The following is a 19380-nucleotide window of genomic DNA, read 5'->3' as shown; positions in this document are numbered from 1 at the left end:
AATTATGAATAATGTAGCTTCTATTTTAGTTTTGATTTTTTTAGCGTTAACTTTTTTACAGTCAGGTTACGATAAATTGTTCCATTGGAAAGATAATGTAGGATGGTTAACTGGTCATTTTGCCAATACCATTTTGAAAAAAGCGGTTCCTTTTGCTTTGTTTCACGTACTGGTTTTGGAGTTAATTTCTGGTGTTTTAAGTATTGTTGGCGCAATTGAATTGTATGTAAATGAAGGCCGAACTTTTGGTTTTTATGCAGGAATATTCTCTTGTGTTACGCTTTTAATGTTGCTTTTTGGACAACGATTAGCGAAAGATTATGATGGCGCTCGCACTATTGTAATCTATTTTATTCCTGCCGTAATGGTGGTTTATTGGTTAAACTAATCCTTTTTTCCTATTGTTGCTTTAAACAATCGCATGTCATTCCACGTGAATTTATCACCGTGAGTTTCCATTAATTCGTTTAAAGATTCTCCTTTAAATCCTTTAAAAATAAGGGTTAATGCTTCTATTTTGTCTTCCGGCATAACGTCTTGAAGTTGGACTTGACCCGCTTCAATTAATTTTGCAAAATGGCCGTAGATGGTTTGTGAAGTCAATTTTCTGATGGACGCAATTTCGTTTATTGAATTACTTTGAAGCCACAATTCATAGGTTTCTTGGGTGGTTGATTTTTTCGGCGCGGTTGTTTTTGAACTTTTCTTTTTAGTGTAACGATTTACATCGACATCGTCTTCTACAATAGTAATGTTCAGCTCTCTGAACTTTGTTTGTATTTCAGATATTTTATTTGTTCGATACGATTTAATTTCATTGGAATTTAAATTTTCTTTTGAAATTTCAGCCCCGGAAGCAACCGTATTTATTAGTAATTTAGCTTTCATTAATTGGAAAACAGCTTTGATTTGCATTTCTTCCAAAAGCACTAATTCATCGAAATAGGCTTTTGCTTTTTTAGCGCGTTTTACCTGTTCCATTTTCCATAAAATTTCATAAACAACACGATCCATTGTTGCAAAGAAATAATTGTAAGCGGCATGAATTCGCTCTGATATTTGATTGATATCAAAATTCTCGGCAGCAAATAGTTTATCCAATTGCGATAAAAATTTTCTGGATGGATCCAATATTTCTTCGATACATTCTGCTTGTTTTTTGGCCCAAACGGCATGTTTTGACTTCTCAGAAACCTCTGATTTTTCGTTATAACTAAACTGGTGATTTCTCCAATCCTGAACTAGATCGGCCCAATCAAAAGTGGCTTTCAGATAATTATGAAGGTACTTTCTAGTATCTTTTTGTAACGACTCTGCAAGCGCCTCTTCTGAAGCTTTGTTCAAAGAATAATCCATTACATCTTGATCGTTTGAAATACCATTCATTTGCAAAGGCGATAGTAAAATAAGTCCGTTTAAAGCCCGAAGTCTTGACAATGCAACATAGGCCTGGCCGGGAACAAAAACTTGCGAAACATCAAGCGCTGCTTTGTCAAAAGTAAGTCCTTGGCTTTTATGAACCGTAATTGCCCAAGCTAATTTTATTGGATAATGAACAAAGGTTCCTAAAATTTCTTCTTCGATTTCCTTGGTGCTATCATTGATTTTATATCGGATATTTTGCCATTCAAATTTTTCAACCTCTATAGTTAAATCATCTTCCGGAAAATGAACGAGAATTTCATTTTTTGATAGTGATTTTATGAATCCCATTTTGCCGTTGAAATATTTTTTTTCAAAGGAAGGATCGTTTTTAACAAACATAATTTGAGCACCAACTTTCAATTGTAAATTATATTCAATCGGATAAATTTTATCTGGAAAATCGTCCACAATATCGGGATTGAAAATCATTAATTTTCCATCTAAATCTTCCAGCGCTTTGGCGTTTATAGCGTCGGCTTTTGCATTATGAGTAGTAAGAATGATGTACCCTTTATTTTGATTTAAATCGAAATTGGGTTTTACATATTGATTTAAAACAGCAATATCATGGTTGGAGATTTGGTTGTTTCGAAGGTTGTTTAATATTGAAATAAACGCGTCGTCCGATTGTCTGAAGATCTTCGACAATTCAATATAAAGAGGTGGATTTTGCTGAATTACATGAGAGTGAAAAAAGAATTTCCCGTTATAATACTTTCTTAAGGTACTCCACTCCTCGTCTCGAATTACAGGTGGCAATTGCAATAAATCTCCTATAAATAATACTTGAACACCGCCAAAAGGCGATTTATTTTTACGGACTGATTGCATCATAAAATCAATGGCGTCTAGTAAATCGGAACGCAACATACTCACTTCATCAATAATCATCAATTCCATATTTCGAATGACCGCTTTTTTTAAACCGCTCATTTTGAAGTGTCTAACTAATGTGCTTTTGGTTTCAAATTTTACGCTATCTGAAAAATGTGGCGCAGAATGATCTGGAATAAATCCACCGAAAGGGAGTTGAAACATGGAATGAATCGTAACTCCACCAGCATTTAAAGCTGCAATTCCTGTTGGCGCAACCACCACGGTGTTTTTGTGTGTGGTTTTAATTATTTCTTTTAAAAGAGTGGTTTTGCCAGTTCCTGCTTTCCCGGTTAAAAAAATAGAACGATTGGTTTGATTGATAAATTTTAAAGTAAATTCTGCGGCTTCGGATATCGTTTGCATTGTTGTAAATTAGATGCTGAAAGTACAATTTATATTTTAATTACAAATTAATATAAATAAAAAATGCCTTCTATTGAAGGCATTTAAATATTAATGAAGAAATATTATTTCTTTTTCTCAGGCGCTTCTGTTTCTTTTTTCGCTTCTGATTTTGAAGATTTATATTTGTCGTTCAAAAGCTTAATTAGTTCGTTTGTGATATCGTATTTGTCTTCTGCATACAATATAGACGCAGCATCACCAGTTCCGTAAATATAGGCATATCCTTTTTCTTTTCCGTAAGATTTAATAAACTTCTTAACGCTACTTACAACCGAATCAATTTCTACACCGCTCTCTTGTTGCAATTGTTGTGCTATTGATTGTTGTGCATACTGAAGTTGTTGCTCTCTTTTTTGTAATTCAGCACCTTTTTGTTGCGCCCAAGCTTCACCGTTCATTTGTGCATTTTTTTGAAAACTTCCAGCTTCTGCCTTAAATTTAGCAATTTCAGCTTCAAGTTCTCTTCCCATTTCTTCAGATTTAGCTTTGTATTTAGCTTCAATGTCTTTTGCTTCTGTGTACTCAATCATTAATTTTGAGGTGTCTACGTAAGCGGTTTTTGTTGATGCAACTTCTGCAGTTTTATTACATGAGATAATTGAAAATGCGATTGCGATAATTACTAATGATTTTTTCATCCTTTTTTAATATTGATTTTTTAATTGTTGGTAAAAGTATAAATTTTAATTTAATAACTAAAATGTTTAATACTTGGTCCAATTTACAAACTATAAGTTTTTATAATTGGTTTTTGGTTTACTATAATAATAAGTTATAAAAAGTGAATTTATTTAAGCTAGTTTCAGACAATTAAATTAAAATGGCGATAAAAGTTATGTTGAAGCTAAAAATCTTCTTTTAAATCGCTTTAAATCGCTTTTTCCATGTTTTTTAGCACATAAATGTGCGAAGAATATTCCGAACTCCAAATTGCTTTCCAATTTGATACTAATCCGATCCAAATAGCTTTTACAAAATTCATTTTCCCGTTTTTGTATTTTTCGGAAAGCAAACTCACATAAAAAGAATCAAATTTCATTGGAAGTACTTTTTCTAATTTTATTTCTTCTTTATCAAAAAGTAATTTGATGGCGGTTTTTGAAAAATGCCAGAAGTGGATTGGCACATCAAATGCGGCCCAGAATTTTCCGTAATAATTAGCGTCATAGGATTTATAATTTGGAACGGCAATAATTATTGTGCCGTTTGGTTTAACCAATCTTTTTAATTCTTTGATTTGAATTTCCAAATTTGGAACGTGTTCTAAAACGTGCCACATGGTAATTACGTCAAATGAGTTGCTTTCTAATTCTTCTGTAGAATCTGTAAATTGGATTCCTTTTCTAATGGCAATTCCTTTTGCTTTTTCACTTGGTTCAACTCCAATTGTACTCCAGCCATTTTGTTTTGCGGTTAACAAAAAGTCACCTGTTCCAGCTCCAATATCTAATAAATTGCCTTTTGTAAAACTGCAATTATTAATCAAATTTAATTTGTTTTTTAAAGCAATCCCTTTTACAAAATGATACGCTTTTTCAAATAAAGACCTCTTCGAATCAGTGTGAGAAATGTAATCACTACTTTCATAATACCTCCCTAAATTTTCAGGGGAAGGTTGCGGCGATGTAATTAACATATCAAGATCTTGGTCGTAATACAAGTCGAAAGTTTCCTTAGAAACAGAATAATCAGTTACGGTAAGAAAGTGTTTTTTATTAGAAATATCCATATTTTAATAATGTAATAATAATCTGAAAATCGAAACAGCTCAATAATAGCGGGAGTTTACAAAGTAGTTTCACGTGGAACATTAGCATTCTGAAATCTAAAATCAGAAATCATTAACGCCCCATGTAAATTAATAATACCGATATGTCGCTTGGCGAAACTCCACTAATTCTAGACGCTTGTGAAATAGTAACAGGTCGGATTTTTGAGAGCTTTTGCTTGGCTTCTATCGACATTGATTTGATGTTGTTATAATCGAAATCGTCTGGAATTTTCAGATCTTCTAAACGTAATAATTTATTAGCGTTGTTTCTTTCCTTTTCAATATATCCTGAATATTTAACTTGGATTTCTGCTTGTTCCAAAATTTCCAAATCGATATCATTTGCATCTATGTAATCATTAACCTTATCTAATTTCATCATGTCTTCAAGATCAATTTGAGGACGAGAAAACATTTTAAACATCTTATCGGACTGGTCGATTAAGGCGGTTTCTTTTGCTTCTAAAATAGGATTTGCTTCTGCTGGAGTGATGCTAGTTTCTTTAAAGAAAGCCACCATTTTTTCAGATTCATTAAGCTTGTGTTCCATTCTTCTAAGGCGTTTTTCTGAGGCCAAACCAATTTCAAACGAAAGCGGCGTCAATCTAAAATCGGCATTGTCTTGACGTAAAAGCGTTCTGAATTCTGCTCTAGAGGTAAACATTCTATAAGGTTCCTCGGTTCCTTTTGTGATTAAGTCGTCAATCAAAACTCCTATATAGGCTTCGTCTCTTTTCAATATTAAAGGCGCTCTTTCTTGAACTTTTAAAGCGGCATTAATACCCGCCATTAAACCTTGCGAAGCAGCCTCTTCATAACCTGTTGTGCCGTTAATTTGTCCTGCGAAATAGAGTCCTTCTACTAGCTTGGTTTCTAAGGTGTGTTTTAATTGTGTAGGTGGGAAATAATCGTATTCTATGGCATAACCAGGTCGGAAAAATTTAACTTTTTCAAACCCAACAACTGAGCTTAAAGCTTTAAATTGAATGTCTTCCGGTAAAGAAGTTGAAAAACCATTTACATAAACTTCTACAGTATTCCAACCCTCAGGTTCAACAAATAATTGGTGTCTTTCTTTGTCGGCAAAACGATTAATTTTATCTTCAATTGAGGGACAATAGCGTGGACCAAGGCTTTTAATTCTTCCGTTAAACATCGGCGATCTGTCAAATCCTTCTCTTAAAATGTCATGAACATCTAAAGAAGTATAGGTCATATAACACGATTTCTGATGGGTAAGAGGTTTTGTGATATCAGAATAAGAGAATTTATCTGGTTTTATATCGCCTTTTTCCTCGTTCATTTTGGAATAATCCAATGATCTTCCATCAACTCTTGGCGGCGTACCTGTTTTCATTCTTCCAGATTCAAAACCCGCTTTTACTAAATCTTCGGTAACTCCGTAGGCGGCACTTTCGCCAGCTCTTCCTCCGCCAAATTGTTTTTCTCCTATGTGAATTAAACCATTAAGAAAAGTTCCGTTGGTGAGGACTACTGTTTTTGCTTTGATTTGAATTCCTAAAGAGGTTTTTATTCCTTTTATTTTTCCATTTTCTATAATTAATCCCGCAACCATTTCTTGATAAAAATCAAGATTCGGTGTATGTTCCAACATTAATCTCCATTCTTCTGCGAAACGCATACGGTCGCTTTGAACTCTTGGAGACCACATTGCAGGACCTTTTGACTTATTCAGCATTTTGAATTGGATGGCGGTTTTATCAGAAACAATTCCTGAATAACCCCCAAGCGCGTCAATTTCTCTTACAATTTGCCCTTTTGCAATTCCTCCCATGGCAGGATTACAGGACATTTGAGCAATGTTTTGCAAGCTCATGGTAACCAATAAGGTTTTGGCTCCTAAATTAGCAGCAGCAGCAGCGGCTTCTGAACCTGCATGCCCTGCACCAACAACAATAACATCGTAAGTATCTTGAAACAATCTCTTTTTATTTAATAATCGTTATAACTATGTTCCACGTGAAACGTTTTTTTTGAAAATTCAAATGCAAAAATACAAAAAATAATTAGCCCAGATTGAAGGGAAAATCCTCGAGAATTTTTTCGAGAGATTTGGAATGAAAGCGGGAAAATAAACTCTAGAAAAGCCTAAAATTTCGCTTCAGCAAATTATTGTTCCACGTGAAACATTTTCATTTTTTCTTCCTCTTTTGATCTCATAATAAGCTCGTCGGATTCGTTTTTATCTTTGTATCCGCAGTAATGCAAAATTCCATGAACTAAAACGCGCTGGATTTCTTCTTGAAAAGTAACATTATAGTCAGATGCGTTCTCTTTTACCCTTTCAACAGACACAAAAATATCTCCATTTAGCTCATTTCCAACAGAATAGTCGAAACTTATGATGTCGGTAAGTGTGTCATGATCTAAATATTGTTGGTTTATTTCCAATAAATAGTCGTCGTCACAAAATATGTAATTGATTTCTCCTTCTTTTTTGTTTTCAGAGAGAATTACTGCCGAAAGCCACTTGGAAAAGTCGGACTCGTGCTGCAATTCAAAATCGGTTTCGTAATTAAAACTAATCATTGTTTTTAAAATATTCTTGAACCTTTTGGTTAAAATTTGATCGCAAAGGTAAGGTTTGTCGGTTTAAAATTTCAATGCTGTTGAGATATTCTTGTAAATTCACAGGAAGCGGCTTACTTTGATTGTTGAATTCTTTTTTGTTGGTTTCTGATTGGCGCTTCTTTTCTTCACCTTGCTGCTGGGTTGCTTTTTCCAATTTCAACAACTCGTATTGCAAATTTAATATCTTCTGTAGCGTCTCGTTATTGAAACCTTTGTTCAATAATTGCTTCTCTATTTGCTTCATTTGCGACAATGCATTTTGACCAGCACCGCCCATTCCTTCTTTATTTAAAGCGTTTTCTAACGCCTCCCGAAGTTGCTTTTGCTCTTGATAAATTTTCATTATTTCACCTGCATTTCCTTCGCCATCTTCGCCGTTTTCTCCGCTTGGGGTATTCCCATCTCCTGATTTTCCATCGCCTTTTGACTTGCCCTTTTCCCCTTCGCCGGGCTTGTCGCCTTGACCGGGCTTGTCGCCTTTTTTCATTCCGTCTTTCATTTTTTCACCAAGGCCTTGTTGCTTTTTAATGATGTCCGGAAGCTGCATCCCCGATCCTTGGCCTTTTCCTGGTTTTGGTTTACCGCCTTTCCCAGAGCCCGACATTTTCATTTCAGATTGCATGTTGTTTAACGCATCACTCAGAAAATCAGCCAGTTTATTTGATGCAGAAATTGCATATTGCTGGCGAGAAAGGCCTTTTGGAATTTGAGAATCTACAAAACTTGATAGTGCTTTGTCTATATTATAATGTACGTTCCCAATTTCTTTGGTTACGTTTTCAGCTATTTTTGGGTTTCTTAAAGACATTGCAAACAAACTATCGTCTACATGTTTAAACTGTTGCTTAAGATTTTGCTGAATTTTTAAATCCTTATTAAATGCAGGAGAACCCCGTTTTAATCCTTTAAATTGCTTCATTAAATCCTCTTGAGAAAAAGAATAAGCGAGCAAATTGTCTAATATTTGGCGTAGCATTTTCACGTCCTCTTCAAGCTGATCCATTTCTGCTCCGGCCATGCCTTCCATCATATCACCGCTCATTTCTTTCATTTTCTTTGAAGCGCTTTTCTGTTTTGGCTTTGCCTTTGACTGGTTTTGTTTTTGCAATTCGTCAGTAGCTTTTTTCAAATCCTCGTCGATATTTTTTTCTTTTTCTGCATCTTTTGGAAGATCAATTGGCGATTTTAATTCCTTGTTTTCTTTTTCCAAATCTTTCAAATCTTGTTGGATTCTATCAAATTCTTTATTGATCGCCTCTTGCTTTTCAATTTGATTTTCTTTTTCGCTTTCGGCTAATTTATCCTGCTTGTCGGCCAATTTATTTAGGTTTTCTGCAATTTGTTCGGCCTTTTTCTCAACGTAATATTTCTTAGTTAGCTCAACTAATTGCTCTAAAGTTTTAGTTTGATCTTTGGTAATTTGTTTGAATTTTTCTAATTTTTCAAACAATTCTTCGTTTTTAATTTTATCGTTTAGTTCTTTAAGCTCGTCTAGAAGTTTCTTGTTTTTTTCTAATTCTTTGTCAGCGTTTTCCAACCTTTTCTGCAATTCTTCTTTAAACTCGTCTTTTTTATCTGATTTAAATTTATCAAGGTTCTCTTCCATTTTTTTAGAAAACTCCTTCATGATTTCGTCTTGTTGCTTTTGACGTTTAATAAAATCATTGATTTTTTGTTGGTCTTTAAACTCCAGGTTTTCTTTTTCTTTGCCGCTTTTTTGCAACTTTTCAATTTCTGAAATTTGCTTGTCTTGGTTCCTCAAAGACTTTTCTAAACTGTTGATATTGTTATTTTGCTCTTGCAAAATTTGCTCTTCTTTTTCTTGATCAGTAGCAATTCTATTGTAAAAAACTGCTGATTTTGAGCTTTTATAATTATGAATAGCATCGTTATCAAAAACTTCAAAATAATATTCATAAGCAATTCCTTGCTCTACCGGAAGGTTGCTTGGAAACGAAAATACAAATTGATCGTAAATGTCTTTTTTAACCGAAATAAACCCTCTTTTTTGAGTTTGTGGCTTGTCCTTTTCGTAATAAACTATTTGCAGTTTACTTAGGCCGTAATCATCAGAAACTTGACCTAATACATAGTTTTTAGAAACCTTCAAACTATCGGGTGCATTATTCACGTTTATTGTGGGGAATTGATCTTTTATTACCGAAATCTGATAGCTTAACCGTTCGTAATCTTTGACTTTATTATTCGAAGTAATAATATTGTATTCGGTGTTTTGAGAAACGTTTTTAGATAATTTAAATACATTTTCTTGTTTGAAAAAGGAAATATTAGATTTAGTGTCGGTCCAATTGACACTTTGGGTTGCGACGGTATTCATTTTCCAAGTTACCGTTGTTCCTTCAGGAATAATCGCGTTTCCAGTTCCTTTAATTGTTTCCGTTTTCTTATTCAAATAGGATGGAAAATTTAGCGTCATTTCTAAATTAGTGATAGCAGGAACCGTAACTACATTTAACTCATAATCAAAAGACGAAACTTCTCCAGCTTCCATAAAAAAGGAAACATTAGAATTTGGTTTTTCTATTTTATATTGGAATTCTCCGCGTCCATTGCTTTCCATAAAATAACTTTCAGAACCGATATTTATCATTACGGTTTCAGGGATAATTTTTCCAACCGATTTAACTTTAATAACAAAATCTTTGTTTTGTTCTGTTTGCAATTCCTTGTTTAACAAAACAAACTTAAATGGCGCTGGCGGTAAAAATTGCTTTTTAAAATTAACAACTCTTTCAAAACTTTGGGAAATTACATAGCTGTTTCCAGAAACATAGAAAAACAAGAAAAACAAAATCGGGAGAATGGCTAATGGTAAATATTTCTTGTTAACATTGAAATTTATTGCGTTACTAAACGGAATTGGACTTAGTAATTTTGCTTTTTGTTCTATGGAAGCTAAAAGCAATTCCGATTTTTCCTGATTGTTATTTTCCGAAAGCTGAAGAAAATTGATTAATTTATCGCTTACTTCTGAAAAATGAGTTCCAATTATTACTGAGGCCTCTTCAAAATTAATTCCCTTTTGAAGTTTGAATAATTTAAAAATTGGAAACACAACAAATCTAATAAATAAGAAGCTTTCAATAATAACAAAAAGGGCAAACAATATCGTTCTGCCCATTGGTTTCAACCAAAGGAAATATTCTATAAAAAGGGTAAACAGGAAATAAATTAACCCTAAGCCGATAAAAAATATCAAGCCGCGAATTAATTCATTCGTATAATACTTTTTTATAAAAGTTTCTAATTTTAGAAAAATGGATTTTGAATCTTCCAATAGTAATGGCGTTTTTACAACCGATAAAATTACGATTTTATATTGACGAAAAAAAAGTAAATTTTATAGACATAAATTGAAATTGTATCTTTGCTTAAAATTTATAAAAATGTCAAAGCAAGTTCGAGTTCGTTTTGCGCCAAGCCCTACAGGACCATTACATATTGGTGGAGTTCGCACCGCGTTATTTAATTATTTATTTGCCAAAAAATATGGCGGAGTTTTCTTTTTAAGAATTGAAGATACCGATCAAAATAGATTTGTTCCTGGTGCAGAAAGTTATATTTTGGAAGCTTTGGGATGGCTAGGAATTTCACCTGATGAAACGATTGGAAAAAACGAAAAATTTGGGCCTTATCGTCAAAGTGAAAGAAAGCATTTGTACAAACAATACGCAGATCAGTTGATAAATACAGGTTGGGCGTATTATGCTTTTGATACTGCTGAAGCGTTAGATTTTCATAGAAAACAGCATGAAGAACAAGGGAAAACGTTTATTTACAATCATCATAACCGTGAAAAATTAGATACTTCTTTAGTTATTTCAAATGAAGAAACAGAAAAGAGAATTGCAAATGGAGAGGAATATGTAATCCGTTTTAAAACTCCCATTAATGAAACTTTGCACTTAAATGACATCATTCGTGGGGAAGTAAAATTTGAAACTAATTTATTAGACGATAAGGTTTTATTTAAAAGCGATGGTATGCCAACTTACCATTTAGCGAATATCGTGGACGATCATTTAATGGAAACATCACACGTAATTCGTGGTGAAGAATGGTTGCCATCAATGCCGTTACATGTTTTATTGTACCGCGCATTAGGTTGGGAAGCGCCTGAATTTGCGCACTTACCGCTTATTTTAAAACCTGTTGGAAATGGAAAATTATCCAAGCGTGATGGAGACAAATTAGGATTTCCGGTATTCCCTTTAGAATGGAAAACAGACGAGGGAATTTCATCTGGTTACAGAGAATCGGGATTTTATCCTGAGGCGGTTATCAACTTTTTGGCATTATTGGGTTGGAATGACGGAACTGAACAAGAATTGTTTTCATTGGAAGAACTAGTGAATAAATTCGATTTAAACCGTGTTCATAAAGCAGGAGCAAAATTTGATCCTGAAAAAAACAAATGGTTCAATCATCATTATTTACAAATTCAAAGCGATTCTGATTTAGCAAAATCGTATACGCCATTTTTAGAATCGAAAGGAATTTCTATTTCTGAAGAGCGATTGACAAAATTAGTTTCCTTAATAAAAGAACGGGCCAATTTTGTTTCTGAATTTTGGTCACTTTCTGATTATTTTTTCGAAGCGCCAACATCCTACGATGAAAAAGCTACAAAAAATTGGAAAGAAGATACTGGCGATTTAATGAAACAATTAATTGTGGTTTTGGAAAGTATTGATGCTTTTACTTCAGAGAAAATTGAAAACATCGTAAAAGACTGGATGACCGAAAATGAAATTGGAATGGGAAAAATTATGCAACCGTTTCGATTGAGTTTGGTTGGCGCATTAAAAGGACCACATCTTTTTGATATTGCCGCTTTTATCGGAAAAGAAGAAACCATCAATCGAATTCAAAAAGCAATTTCAGTTTTATAGGTTGGATTTTGGATAGCTAAAAAAAAATTTAGTTAAAACTTGAAATAAAAGCTCAGAACTAATCATTTTTAAAAAGATAGGGCATTTGCCCTAAAAATTAAAAACCCTCTTTAAAATAAATATATGAAAGCCGTTTTTAATCGTTCAAATTTATAACATAGCTTCATTCAATAGTTAAAATCAATAATAGAAAAAGCGCCTGATTTGGGCGCTTTTTTATTTGATGAAAATGTTTATTTCAATTCTTCTAAAACTTTTTCGTTTTTTTCAGATTGTCTTAATTCTGAAAGTTGAGAATTAAAATCGTTTGAATTTTCGATATCGTGTTTCAAATTACGAATTGCAAAAATTCGCACCGATGGCATTTGACTTTTTAACGACATGGAATATAGTTTTGTCAAAACCTCTGAATCGATATCTTTAAAATTAACTTTATCAGAAAAATGTAAAATCAAATTTGAAAACAACAATGCGTTGTTATCATTTTTCACGTTTTTAATTATCGTTTGGCAAATCAAACTGAAATTATCGATGTTTTTTATGGTTTCAATGATAGCCTCCAGAGTAACATTTGCAGCAGCTTCTTCTTTTTCTTTTACATATTTATTAATCTCTTTTTGCATCGACATCAATAAATTTTCTTCTTTTTTGCCTTTTTCTTCCCAAGTATCTTTTAATCCAACCGTTCTATTAAAAACTAGTTTTTCAGGGGTTGAATCCTTATCAACATTGAAATAACCCATGCGTTGGAATTGGAATTTATCTCCAGGGTTTACGTTTTCTAAACTCGGTTCTACAAATCCAGTTACGATTTGTAAAGAATTCGGATTCATAAAATCTAGGAAATTTTTCTCCTTGTGACTGTCGGGAGCTTCATCAATAAACAAACGGTCGTACAATCTCATCTCAGCTGGAATAGCGTTTGAAATGGAAACCCAATGTAAGGTTCCGGCCACTTTTCTCTGACTGGCTTCTGTTCCACTTCCGCTTCGGCTATCGTCATCATACGTTACGTGAATTTCGGTGATATTCCCATGTGCATCTTTTACAACGCTTTCTCCTTTAATAATATAGGCATTTTTTAAACGCACTTCTCTTCCTAAAGATAAGCGGAAAAATTTAGCAGGAGCTTCTTCTAGAAAGTCTTCTCTTTCAATATAAATTTCTCTAGAAAATGGCACTTTTCTGTAACCAGCACTTTCGTCTTCTTGATTGTTTTCGGCATCTAATAATTCTTCTTTGCCTTCAGGATAATTGGTAATAACCACTTTCACAGGATCTAAAACAGCCATAACTCGAGGTGCCGTTTTGTTTAAATCTTCGCGCAAGCAAAATTCTAAAAGCGAAACATCAATCACATTTTCGCGTTTTGCAACTCCAATAGTTTCACAAAATTTACGAATAGAATTAGCGGTATACCCTCGTCTTCTCAATCCTGAAATAGTTGGCATTCTAGGATCGTCCCAACCGTTTACAATATTTTCTTGAACTAATTGTAAGAGTTTTCGTTTACTCATTACGGTATAATTCAGGTTCAATCGAGCAAATTCATATTGGTTTGGTCTTACTTTTTTATCGTCATAAATCTGATCTAAAAACCAATTGTACAATTCGCGGTGCATTACAAATTCGAGCGTACAAATAGAATGTGAAATTTGCTCGATATAATCGCTTTCGCCGTGAGCATAATCGTACATTGGATAGATTTTCCAATCGTTTCCGGTTCTGTGGTGATGACGGTGTAAAATACGATACATTAACGGATCGCGCATCAACATATTAGTCGATTTCATGTCAATTTTAGCTCTCAAAACGTGGCTTCCTTCAGGAAAATCTCCGTTTTTCATCGCTTCAAATAAAGATAAATTTTCTTCTATAGAACGATTTCTGTAAGGTCCGTCAACTCCTGGTTGAGTTGGAGTTCCTTTTTGAGCGGCCATGTCTTCTGAGGATTGACTATCAACATAGGCTTTACCATTTTTAATCATTTCAACAGCCCAATCATACAATTGTAGGAAATAATCTGAGGCATATCTTTCTTCAGCCCATTGAAAACCAAGCCATTGCAAATCTTCTTTTATAGCGTCAACGTATTCTTGCTCTTCTTTTGCAGGATTGGTGTCATCAAAACGAAGATTTACTGGAGCATTGTAACGCAATCCTAATCCGAAATTCAAACAAATAGCTTTAGCATGGCCAATATGCAGATAACCGTTGGGTTCCGGCGGAAAACGAAAACGTAATTTATCTTGAGGAAAACCGCTAGCTAAGCTGTCTTCTATAATTTGTTCAATAAAATGAAGCGATTTATCTTCGGTTGACATAATTTTTATTTAATTTTAGCAAAGATAAAAATTTAGACGATAGATAATAGATATTAGACGATAGATACGTTCGTTTTCATTAATTATCATTACTAAAAACATAATAACCAAATAATATTAATAATGGGCACTATAAAATTACAAAATATAAGAACGTTCTCCTTTCACGGCTGTTTGGTTGAAGAAAGTAAAATAGGTTCTAATTACTCTGTGGATTTAGAAATAAAAACTGATTTAAGAAAATCGTGCCTTTCAGATGAGTTGAAAGATACGGTAGATTATGTGTTGTTGAATCGAATTGTTGTGGAGGAAATGGCAATTCGGTCGAATTTATTAGAACATGTGGGACATAGAATTATTGTGAGAACTTTTGCTGAAATTCCTTCAGTTTCAAGAATACTATTGCGGGTTTCCAAGTTAAATCCGCCAATTGGTGGTGATGTTGAGGCGGTTACCATTGAATTGGAAGAATTCAGAAATTAGAATTCTTACTAATTAATACATTATACTAATTTTTTTAAACTTTAAACTTTAAACTTTAAACTTTTTGTTATATTTGCAATCCGTTAAATAATGGCGTCGTGGCCGAGCGGCTAGGCTGGGCTCTGCAAAAGCTCCTACTCCGGTTCGAATCCGGACGATGCCTCTAAAACCTTCAAGTTTCCTTGAAGGTTTTTTTATTTAAATTTTTAGGAAAAATTAATTAAAGTAAGGTTCGAATCCGGAAAGATAGGGTTAAAAACCCTTAAGACTTTTTAAATTTCATTCAGGTCACGAGCGTGACGCTCGCGCTAACGGGGGAAGTAATTGCGAAAAAGGCTGTTTGCCACAGTTTATATTATATCATTTAAGCTATTGTCTTTCCGTAGTTTATTTTCACTTGATTCATACAATGAAGATGCAGCTTTATTAATTTTATCAACCGATACTTTTTTCCACTGATTAATATCTGAGTTGAAATTGGAATTGAATATCAATTTCGACAGATTTTGAATCAAAATATAATTGGCGTACGGATGGGAATTTTCCCTATCTGCTTTATTCGCTCCTGACACAAATTCTGAGATTCGGTCATAAATAGTTCCTTCTGTACAATATATCAATTCGATTAGCTTTGACCTGTATTCCAAATCGGTAGAACTTAAGTTTGGATAATTGTTTAAATCAGTAAAATGTAAACTTTCATGTTTTAAATAAGAAACTTTAAATTCCTCTGAATTTAAATCATAAGTGCCTTTATTACAGTATAACGTTGCAGATTCTTTTGTAGCCCAGCCACCCACTTGAGAATCGCCAAAAGTTGCAAATTCATCATATCCGTTTATAAAATAGCTTTCAATAAACACAACAGTAGTTTTTACCGTGACTTTTGGTAAAATCACTTCATATTTTTTAATACTTTCTTTATTCCAAATAAATATCTCTTGAAAACCATTTCGGTATTTAAAATCTACTTTAAACCCTTCTTTTTCAATTATTTCTTTCAAAACAGAGTCGTCCTTAATATTCTTAAGTAAACTATCTTTTGAAAGATTTGTTAACTTGTTGGATAGTAAATAGTCAGTGATATTATTATACAGTATGGAGTCTGTTCTGCTTTCTGGCAAGGGTTTCATCAGTTCCACTCGCCAATATTCACGGTAAATATTTGAAATATCGTTAACTATTTTGTTTCCGGAGATATTTTCAAACACTTCTTCTTTTGAAACAAAACGAGCATACATTTTTTTCTTCCATCTTTGATAAATAATGTTCACAATCGGATTTGAGAAACTTTTTCTTTCTTCCATTTTGATAAAAGCAGTACTTACATCACCAACGCCTGCTAATGATACAATTTCTCTATAACTTTGTCTATCGTTACTAAAATTGTGACTTCCATAAAAGAATAGAGCAACAAATATTGAGAAGCTAATAAGTAAAATGTTTCTTGTTTTTTTCTTCATTTTGTTTTAATTGTGGCTAACTAGTATATTGGCGCCACTTACTCGAGTATTTAATTTAATTATAACTAATTAAAATATTCTACTCCATTTTCTCCAACGCCTTTTTTACTATCTTTTGGTCGCTAGGAAACCATCCTTGAAGCATAATAGCTATTCCAAAAACAATTAATAAAACACTAATTATTTTCTTTATAGTAAGTGTATTTTTTGGAGTCATTTTATGTTTTAACTGTTTGGCTAATAAAATTTTACCCATATCTACAATTAAATAAGTAATTATCAAAGTTCCGAAAAAAGTAATCATTCTGGAAGTTTCTAATTCTAATTTTGGTCCTACTGTAATTAATATTAAAAACCAAAAAAGTAGAACACCTACATTTATAAAATTCAATAAAAAGCCTTTGATGAAAAGTGCGCGATAATCCTTTTTTTGGAATACTATTTCTATCTCCTCTTCAGAAACTTCGTTTTTTAATTTCTTTAGTTTTATAAAAGACATTATTCCGTAGGTAAGCATTAAAATTCCGCCAAAAATAAATATTGCGGGATCGTTTTTTAAACCTTCAATTAATTTATAACTACTGAAATAGGCGATTAATATAAAAACAATATCAGCAAAAACAACTCCTAAATCAAATACTAAAGCAGCTCTAAATCCTTTAACCGCGCTTGTTTCTAGTAATACAAAGAAAACTGGGCCAATTAAAAAACTTAAAAATATTCCGAGTGGAATGGCTGTTAAAATATCTTGAAACATAGGTTTTTATTGATTTTTTATCTTCAAATATAATTAAAAAAATGAATTTTCAATTATTCCTTTTCTCTTATAAAATGAAAATCCAGCTGTTTTTTCACTAAATCGGCGTTTTTAACTTTCACATAAATTTCATCTCCTAACTGGAGTAAATTATGAGTTGTAGCTCCAACTAAAGCATATTGTTTTTCATCAAAAGTGTAATAATCGTCTTTTATTTCACGAATTCTTACCATTCCTTCGCATTTATTTTCTATTATTTCTACAAAAATTCCCCACTCGGTAACTCCTGAAATTACTCCCAAAAATTCTTGATCTTTATGATCTTGCATGTAACGAACTTGCATGTATTTTATACTGTCGCGTTCCGCATGAGTAGCTAGATTTTCCATATTAGAAGAATGCAAACATTTAGTTTCATACGTTTCTTCATCAACAGATTTTCCTCCATCTAAATAAAATTGTAATAATCGATGTACCATTACATCAGGATAACGACGAATTGGTGAAGTAAAATGAGAATAATAATCAAATGCTAATCCGTAATGCCCAATATTATCAGTAGAATATTTGGCTTTACTCATACTTCGAATCGCTAAAGTATCTATTAAATTCTGCTCTTTTTGTCCTTGAACATCGTTCAATAATTTATTTAAAGACATTGAAATATCTCCTTTTGATTTAAAATTGATACTGTAACCAAACTTTGAAATTACATTTTGAAGTGCAATTAATTTATCTTCATTTGGTTCATCGTGAATTCTATAAATAAAAGTTTTCTTTTGTTTTCCAATAAATTCAGCTACTTTTTTATTGGCTAAAAGCATGAATTCTTCAATTAAATGATTGGCGTCTTTTGAAGTTTTAAAGAAAACTCCAACAGGTTCGTGATTGGTATTTAAATTGAATTTTACTTCTACTTTATCAAATGAAATAGCACCTTGAGCCATTCTTTTTCTTCGGAAAATTTTCGCTAATTCATCTAATTTTAAAGTAGCATTTACAATTTCATCTGAAACTTTATAGGCTGCTCCAGTAATTGAAGTTTCTATTGGAATGGTACTGTCTTTAGTTTCAATAATATATTGCGCTTCTTCGTAAGCAAATCGTTGATCAGAATAAATAACTGTTCTTCCAAACCAATTATTTACTACTTCTGCTTTTTCAGTAATTTCAAAAATAGCAGAGAAGGTATATTTTTCTTCATTTGGTCGTAAGGAACAAGCAAAATTAGATAAAACTTCCGGTAACATTGGAACCACACGATCAACTAAATACACAGAAGTTGCGCGTTGGTAGGCTTCATCATCTAAAATAGTTCCTTCTTGTAAATAATAGGAAACATCGGCAATATGAATTCCAACTTCGTAATTTCCATTTTCTAATTTTTTAAAAGATAAAGCATCATCAAAATCTTTAGCATCTTTAGGATCAATAGTAAAAGTTAAAGTATCGCGCATATCTCGGCGATTTTTAATTTCACTTTCTTGAATTGAAGTATCTATTTTTTGAGCGTATAATTCTACTTCTAATGGAAATTCAGCTGGTAAACCATATTCTGCTAAAATAGCGTGAATTTCGGTATTATGTTCTCCAGGTTTTCCTAGAACTTTTATTACTTTTCCAAAAGGGCTATCGGCTCTTGAAGGCCAATCTTCAATATGAACTAAAACTACATCACCGTTTTCAGCATCTCCTAATTTATCTTTTGAAATAAAAATATCAGTATACATCTTAGGATTTGCAGTTGACACAAATGCAAAGTTTTTCTGAATATCAATTACACCAACAAAATCAGTTTTCTTTCTTTCTATAATTTCAATTACTTCCCCTTCAACGCGTTTTCCTTTTCTTCGATTGTAAACATAGACTTTTACTTTATCGCCATCTAACGCATGATTTAAATTATTTGTTGGAATAAAAACATCATCTTCAAAATCAGGTGAAACAAAATAAGCTGTTTTTCTTCCAGTCATATCAATCACACCTTCAGAATAATCTTTACTTGTTTCTTGTATTAAATATTTTCCTGGTTCTGATTCTGTAATTTGTTTTTTAGCTGTTAAAAGTTTTAAATCTTTAATAATTTGATTTCTACTTTGTGTATCATCTAATTCTAATTTAGCAGCTATTTGTTTGTAATTGAATGCTTTATTACTATTTTGAGTTAGTATTTTTATTATTTTTTCTGTAAAATCCAGTTGTTTTTTTACTGGCTTTCTTAATCTTTTACCCATAGTTCTTTTCTTATAAGGTTGAAATTTACAAAATACTTTGCAGTTCACTGTAGATAAACTATAGTTTTAAATAAATAAAACTTTTTAATAATATTAATTCAATAAAATCTTTAATTAGAATTATCTTTATAAAATAA

13 protein-coding genes and 1 tRNA gene are annotated in these 19380 nt (G+C 32.6%); 4 read left to right on the top strand and 10 right to left on the bottom strand.

From position 1 onward, the window contains the following. The first annotated feature begins 4 nt into the window (after positions 1 to 4). Entirely contained in the window at positions 5 to 388 is a 384-nt protein-coding gene (locus tag AC9UFV_RS01920; protein WP_509522404.1) for a DoxX family protein, read from the top strand. Here AC9UFV_RS01920 and AC9UFV_RS01915 read toward each other — a convergent pair. From AC9UFV_RS01915 to AC9UFV_RS01890, 6 genes are all read right to left on the bottom strand, one after another. Next, the gene (locus AC9UFV_RS01915; protein ID WP_509572213.1) at positions 385 to 2664 is read right to left on the bottom strand and encodes a helix-turn-helix domain-containing protein; all 2280 of its coding nucleotides are present in this window, start codon (positions 2662 to 2664) and stop codon (positions 385 to 387) included. The two genes, AC9UFV_RS01920 and AC9UFV_RS01915, sit on opposite strands and share 4 nt — an antisense overlap. A gap of 104 nt (positions 2665 to 2768) precedes the next feature. After that, positions 2769 to 3344: an OmpH/Skp family outer membrane protein gene (locus AC9UFV_RS01910; protein ID WP_509572211.1), complete on the bottom strand. Its 576-nt coding sequence runs from the start codon at positions 3342 to 3344 to the stop codon at positions 2769 to 2771. A gap of 230 nt (positions 3345 to 3574) precedes the next feature. Further along, complete coding sequence (locus AC9UFV_RS01905; RefSeq protein WP_509572209.1) at positions 3575 to 4435, bottom strand: class I SAM-dependent methyltransferase; 861 nt, start codon at positions 4433 to 4435, stop codon at positions 3575 to 3577. A 112-nt stretch (positions 4436 to 4547) separates the two neighbouring features. After that, on the bottom strand, positions 4548 to 6419 hold the full coding sequence (mnmG, locus tag AC9UFV_RS01900; RefSeq protein ID WP_509572207.1) for a tRNA uridine-5-carboxymethylaminomethyl(34) synthesis enzyme MnmG: 1872 nt from the start codon (positions 6417 to 6419) through the stop codon (positions 4548 to 4550). 188 nt (positions 6420 to 6607) lie between these two features. Further along, positions 6608 to 7027 (bottom strand): rRNA maturation RNase YbeY, encoded by a 420-nt coding sequence (gene ybeY / locus AC9UFV_RS01895; protein WP_509572205.1) that lies wholly within the window; start codon positions 7025 to 7027, stop codon positions 6608 to 6610. After that, entirely contained in the window at positions 7020 to 10211 is a 3192-nt protein-coding gene (locus AC9UFV_RS01890; protein ID WP_509572203.1) for a hypothetical protein, read from the bottom strand. Before AC9UFV_RS01890 ends, ybeY begins: the two co-directional genes overlap by 8 nt. Positions 10212 to 10476: 265 nt before the next feature. Between AC9UFV_RS01890 and gltX the strand changes: the two genes are divergently transcribed. After that, the gene (gene gltX, locus AC9UFV_RS01885) at positions 10477 to 11982 is read left to right on the top strand and encodes a glutamate--tRNA ligase (RefSeq protein WP_509572201.1); all 1506 of its coding nucleotides are present in this window, start codon (positions 10477 to 10479) and stop codon (positions 11980 to 11982) included. A 233-nt stretch (positions 11983 to 12215) separates the two neighbouring features. Here the strand turns inward: gltX and AC9UFV_RS01880 are convergent, their stop codons facing one another. Continuing rightward, positions 12216 to 14306, bottom strand: a complete 2091-nt coding sequence (locus AC9UFV_RS01880; protein WP_509572199.1) for a glutamine--tRNA ligase/YqeY domain fusion protein — start codon at positions 14304 to 14306, stop codon at positions 12216 to 12218. Between the two features lie 123 nt (positions 14307 to 14429). On the opposite strand from AC9UFV_RS01880, the gene folB reads away from it, so the two are divergent. Continuing rightward, positions 14430 to 14789, top strand: a complete 360-nt coding sequence (gene folB / locus AC9UFV_RS01875; RefSeq protein ID WP_509572197.1) for a dihydroneopterin aldolase — start codon at positions 14430 to 14432, stop codon at positions 14787 to 14789. A gap of 92 nt (positions 14790 to 14881) precedes the next feature. Continuing rightward, positions 14882 to 14952 (top strand) — tRNA-Cys (locus tag AC9UFV_RS01870). 187 nt (positions 14953 to 15139) lie between these two features. Here AC9UFV_RS01870 and AC9UFV_RS01865 read toward each other — a convergent pair. The 3 genes from AC9UFV_RS01865 to rnr all read right to left on the bottom strand — a co-directional run bounded on the left by AC9UFV_RS01865 (position 15140) and on the right by rnr (position 19243). After that, a complete protein-coding gene (locus AC9UFV_RS01865) occupies positions 15140 to 16252 on the bottom strand; it encodes a hypothetical protein (RefSeq protein ID WP_509572195.1) in 1113 nt (370 codons plus the stop codon). Between the two features lie 79 nt (positions 16253 to 16331). Then, positions 16332 to 17009: a LysE family translocator gene (locus tag AC9UFV_RS01860; RefSeq protein WP_509572193.1), complete on the bottom strand. Its 678-nt coding sequence runs from the start codon at positions 17007 to 17009 to the stop codon at positions 16332 to 16334. A gap of 53 nt (positions 17010 to 17062) precedes the next feature. After that, on the bottom strand, positions 17063 to 19243 hold the full coding sequence (gene rnr / locus AC9UFV_RS01855) for a ribonuclease R (RefSeq protein ID WP_509572191.1): 2181 nt from the start codon (positions 19241 to 19243) through the stop codon (positions 17063 to 17065). Between the last annotated feature and the right edge of the window lie 137 nt (positions 19244 to 19380).

The organism is Flavobacterium sp., assembly GCF_044349645.1.
GTDB lineage: Bacteria > Bacteroidota > Bacteroidia > Flavobacteriales > Flavobacteriaceae > Flavobacterium.
The sequence above is the reverse complement of the archived record's forward strand: the minus strand, read 5'-3'. Positions and strand labels throughout refer to the sequence as shown.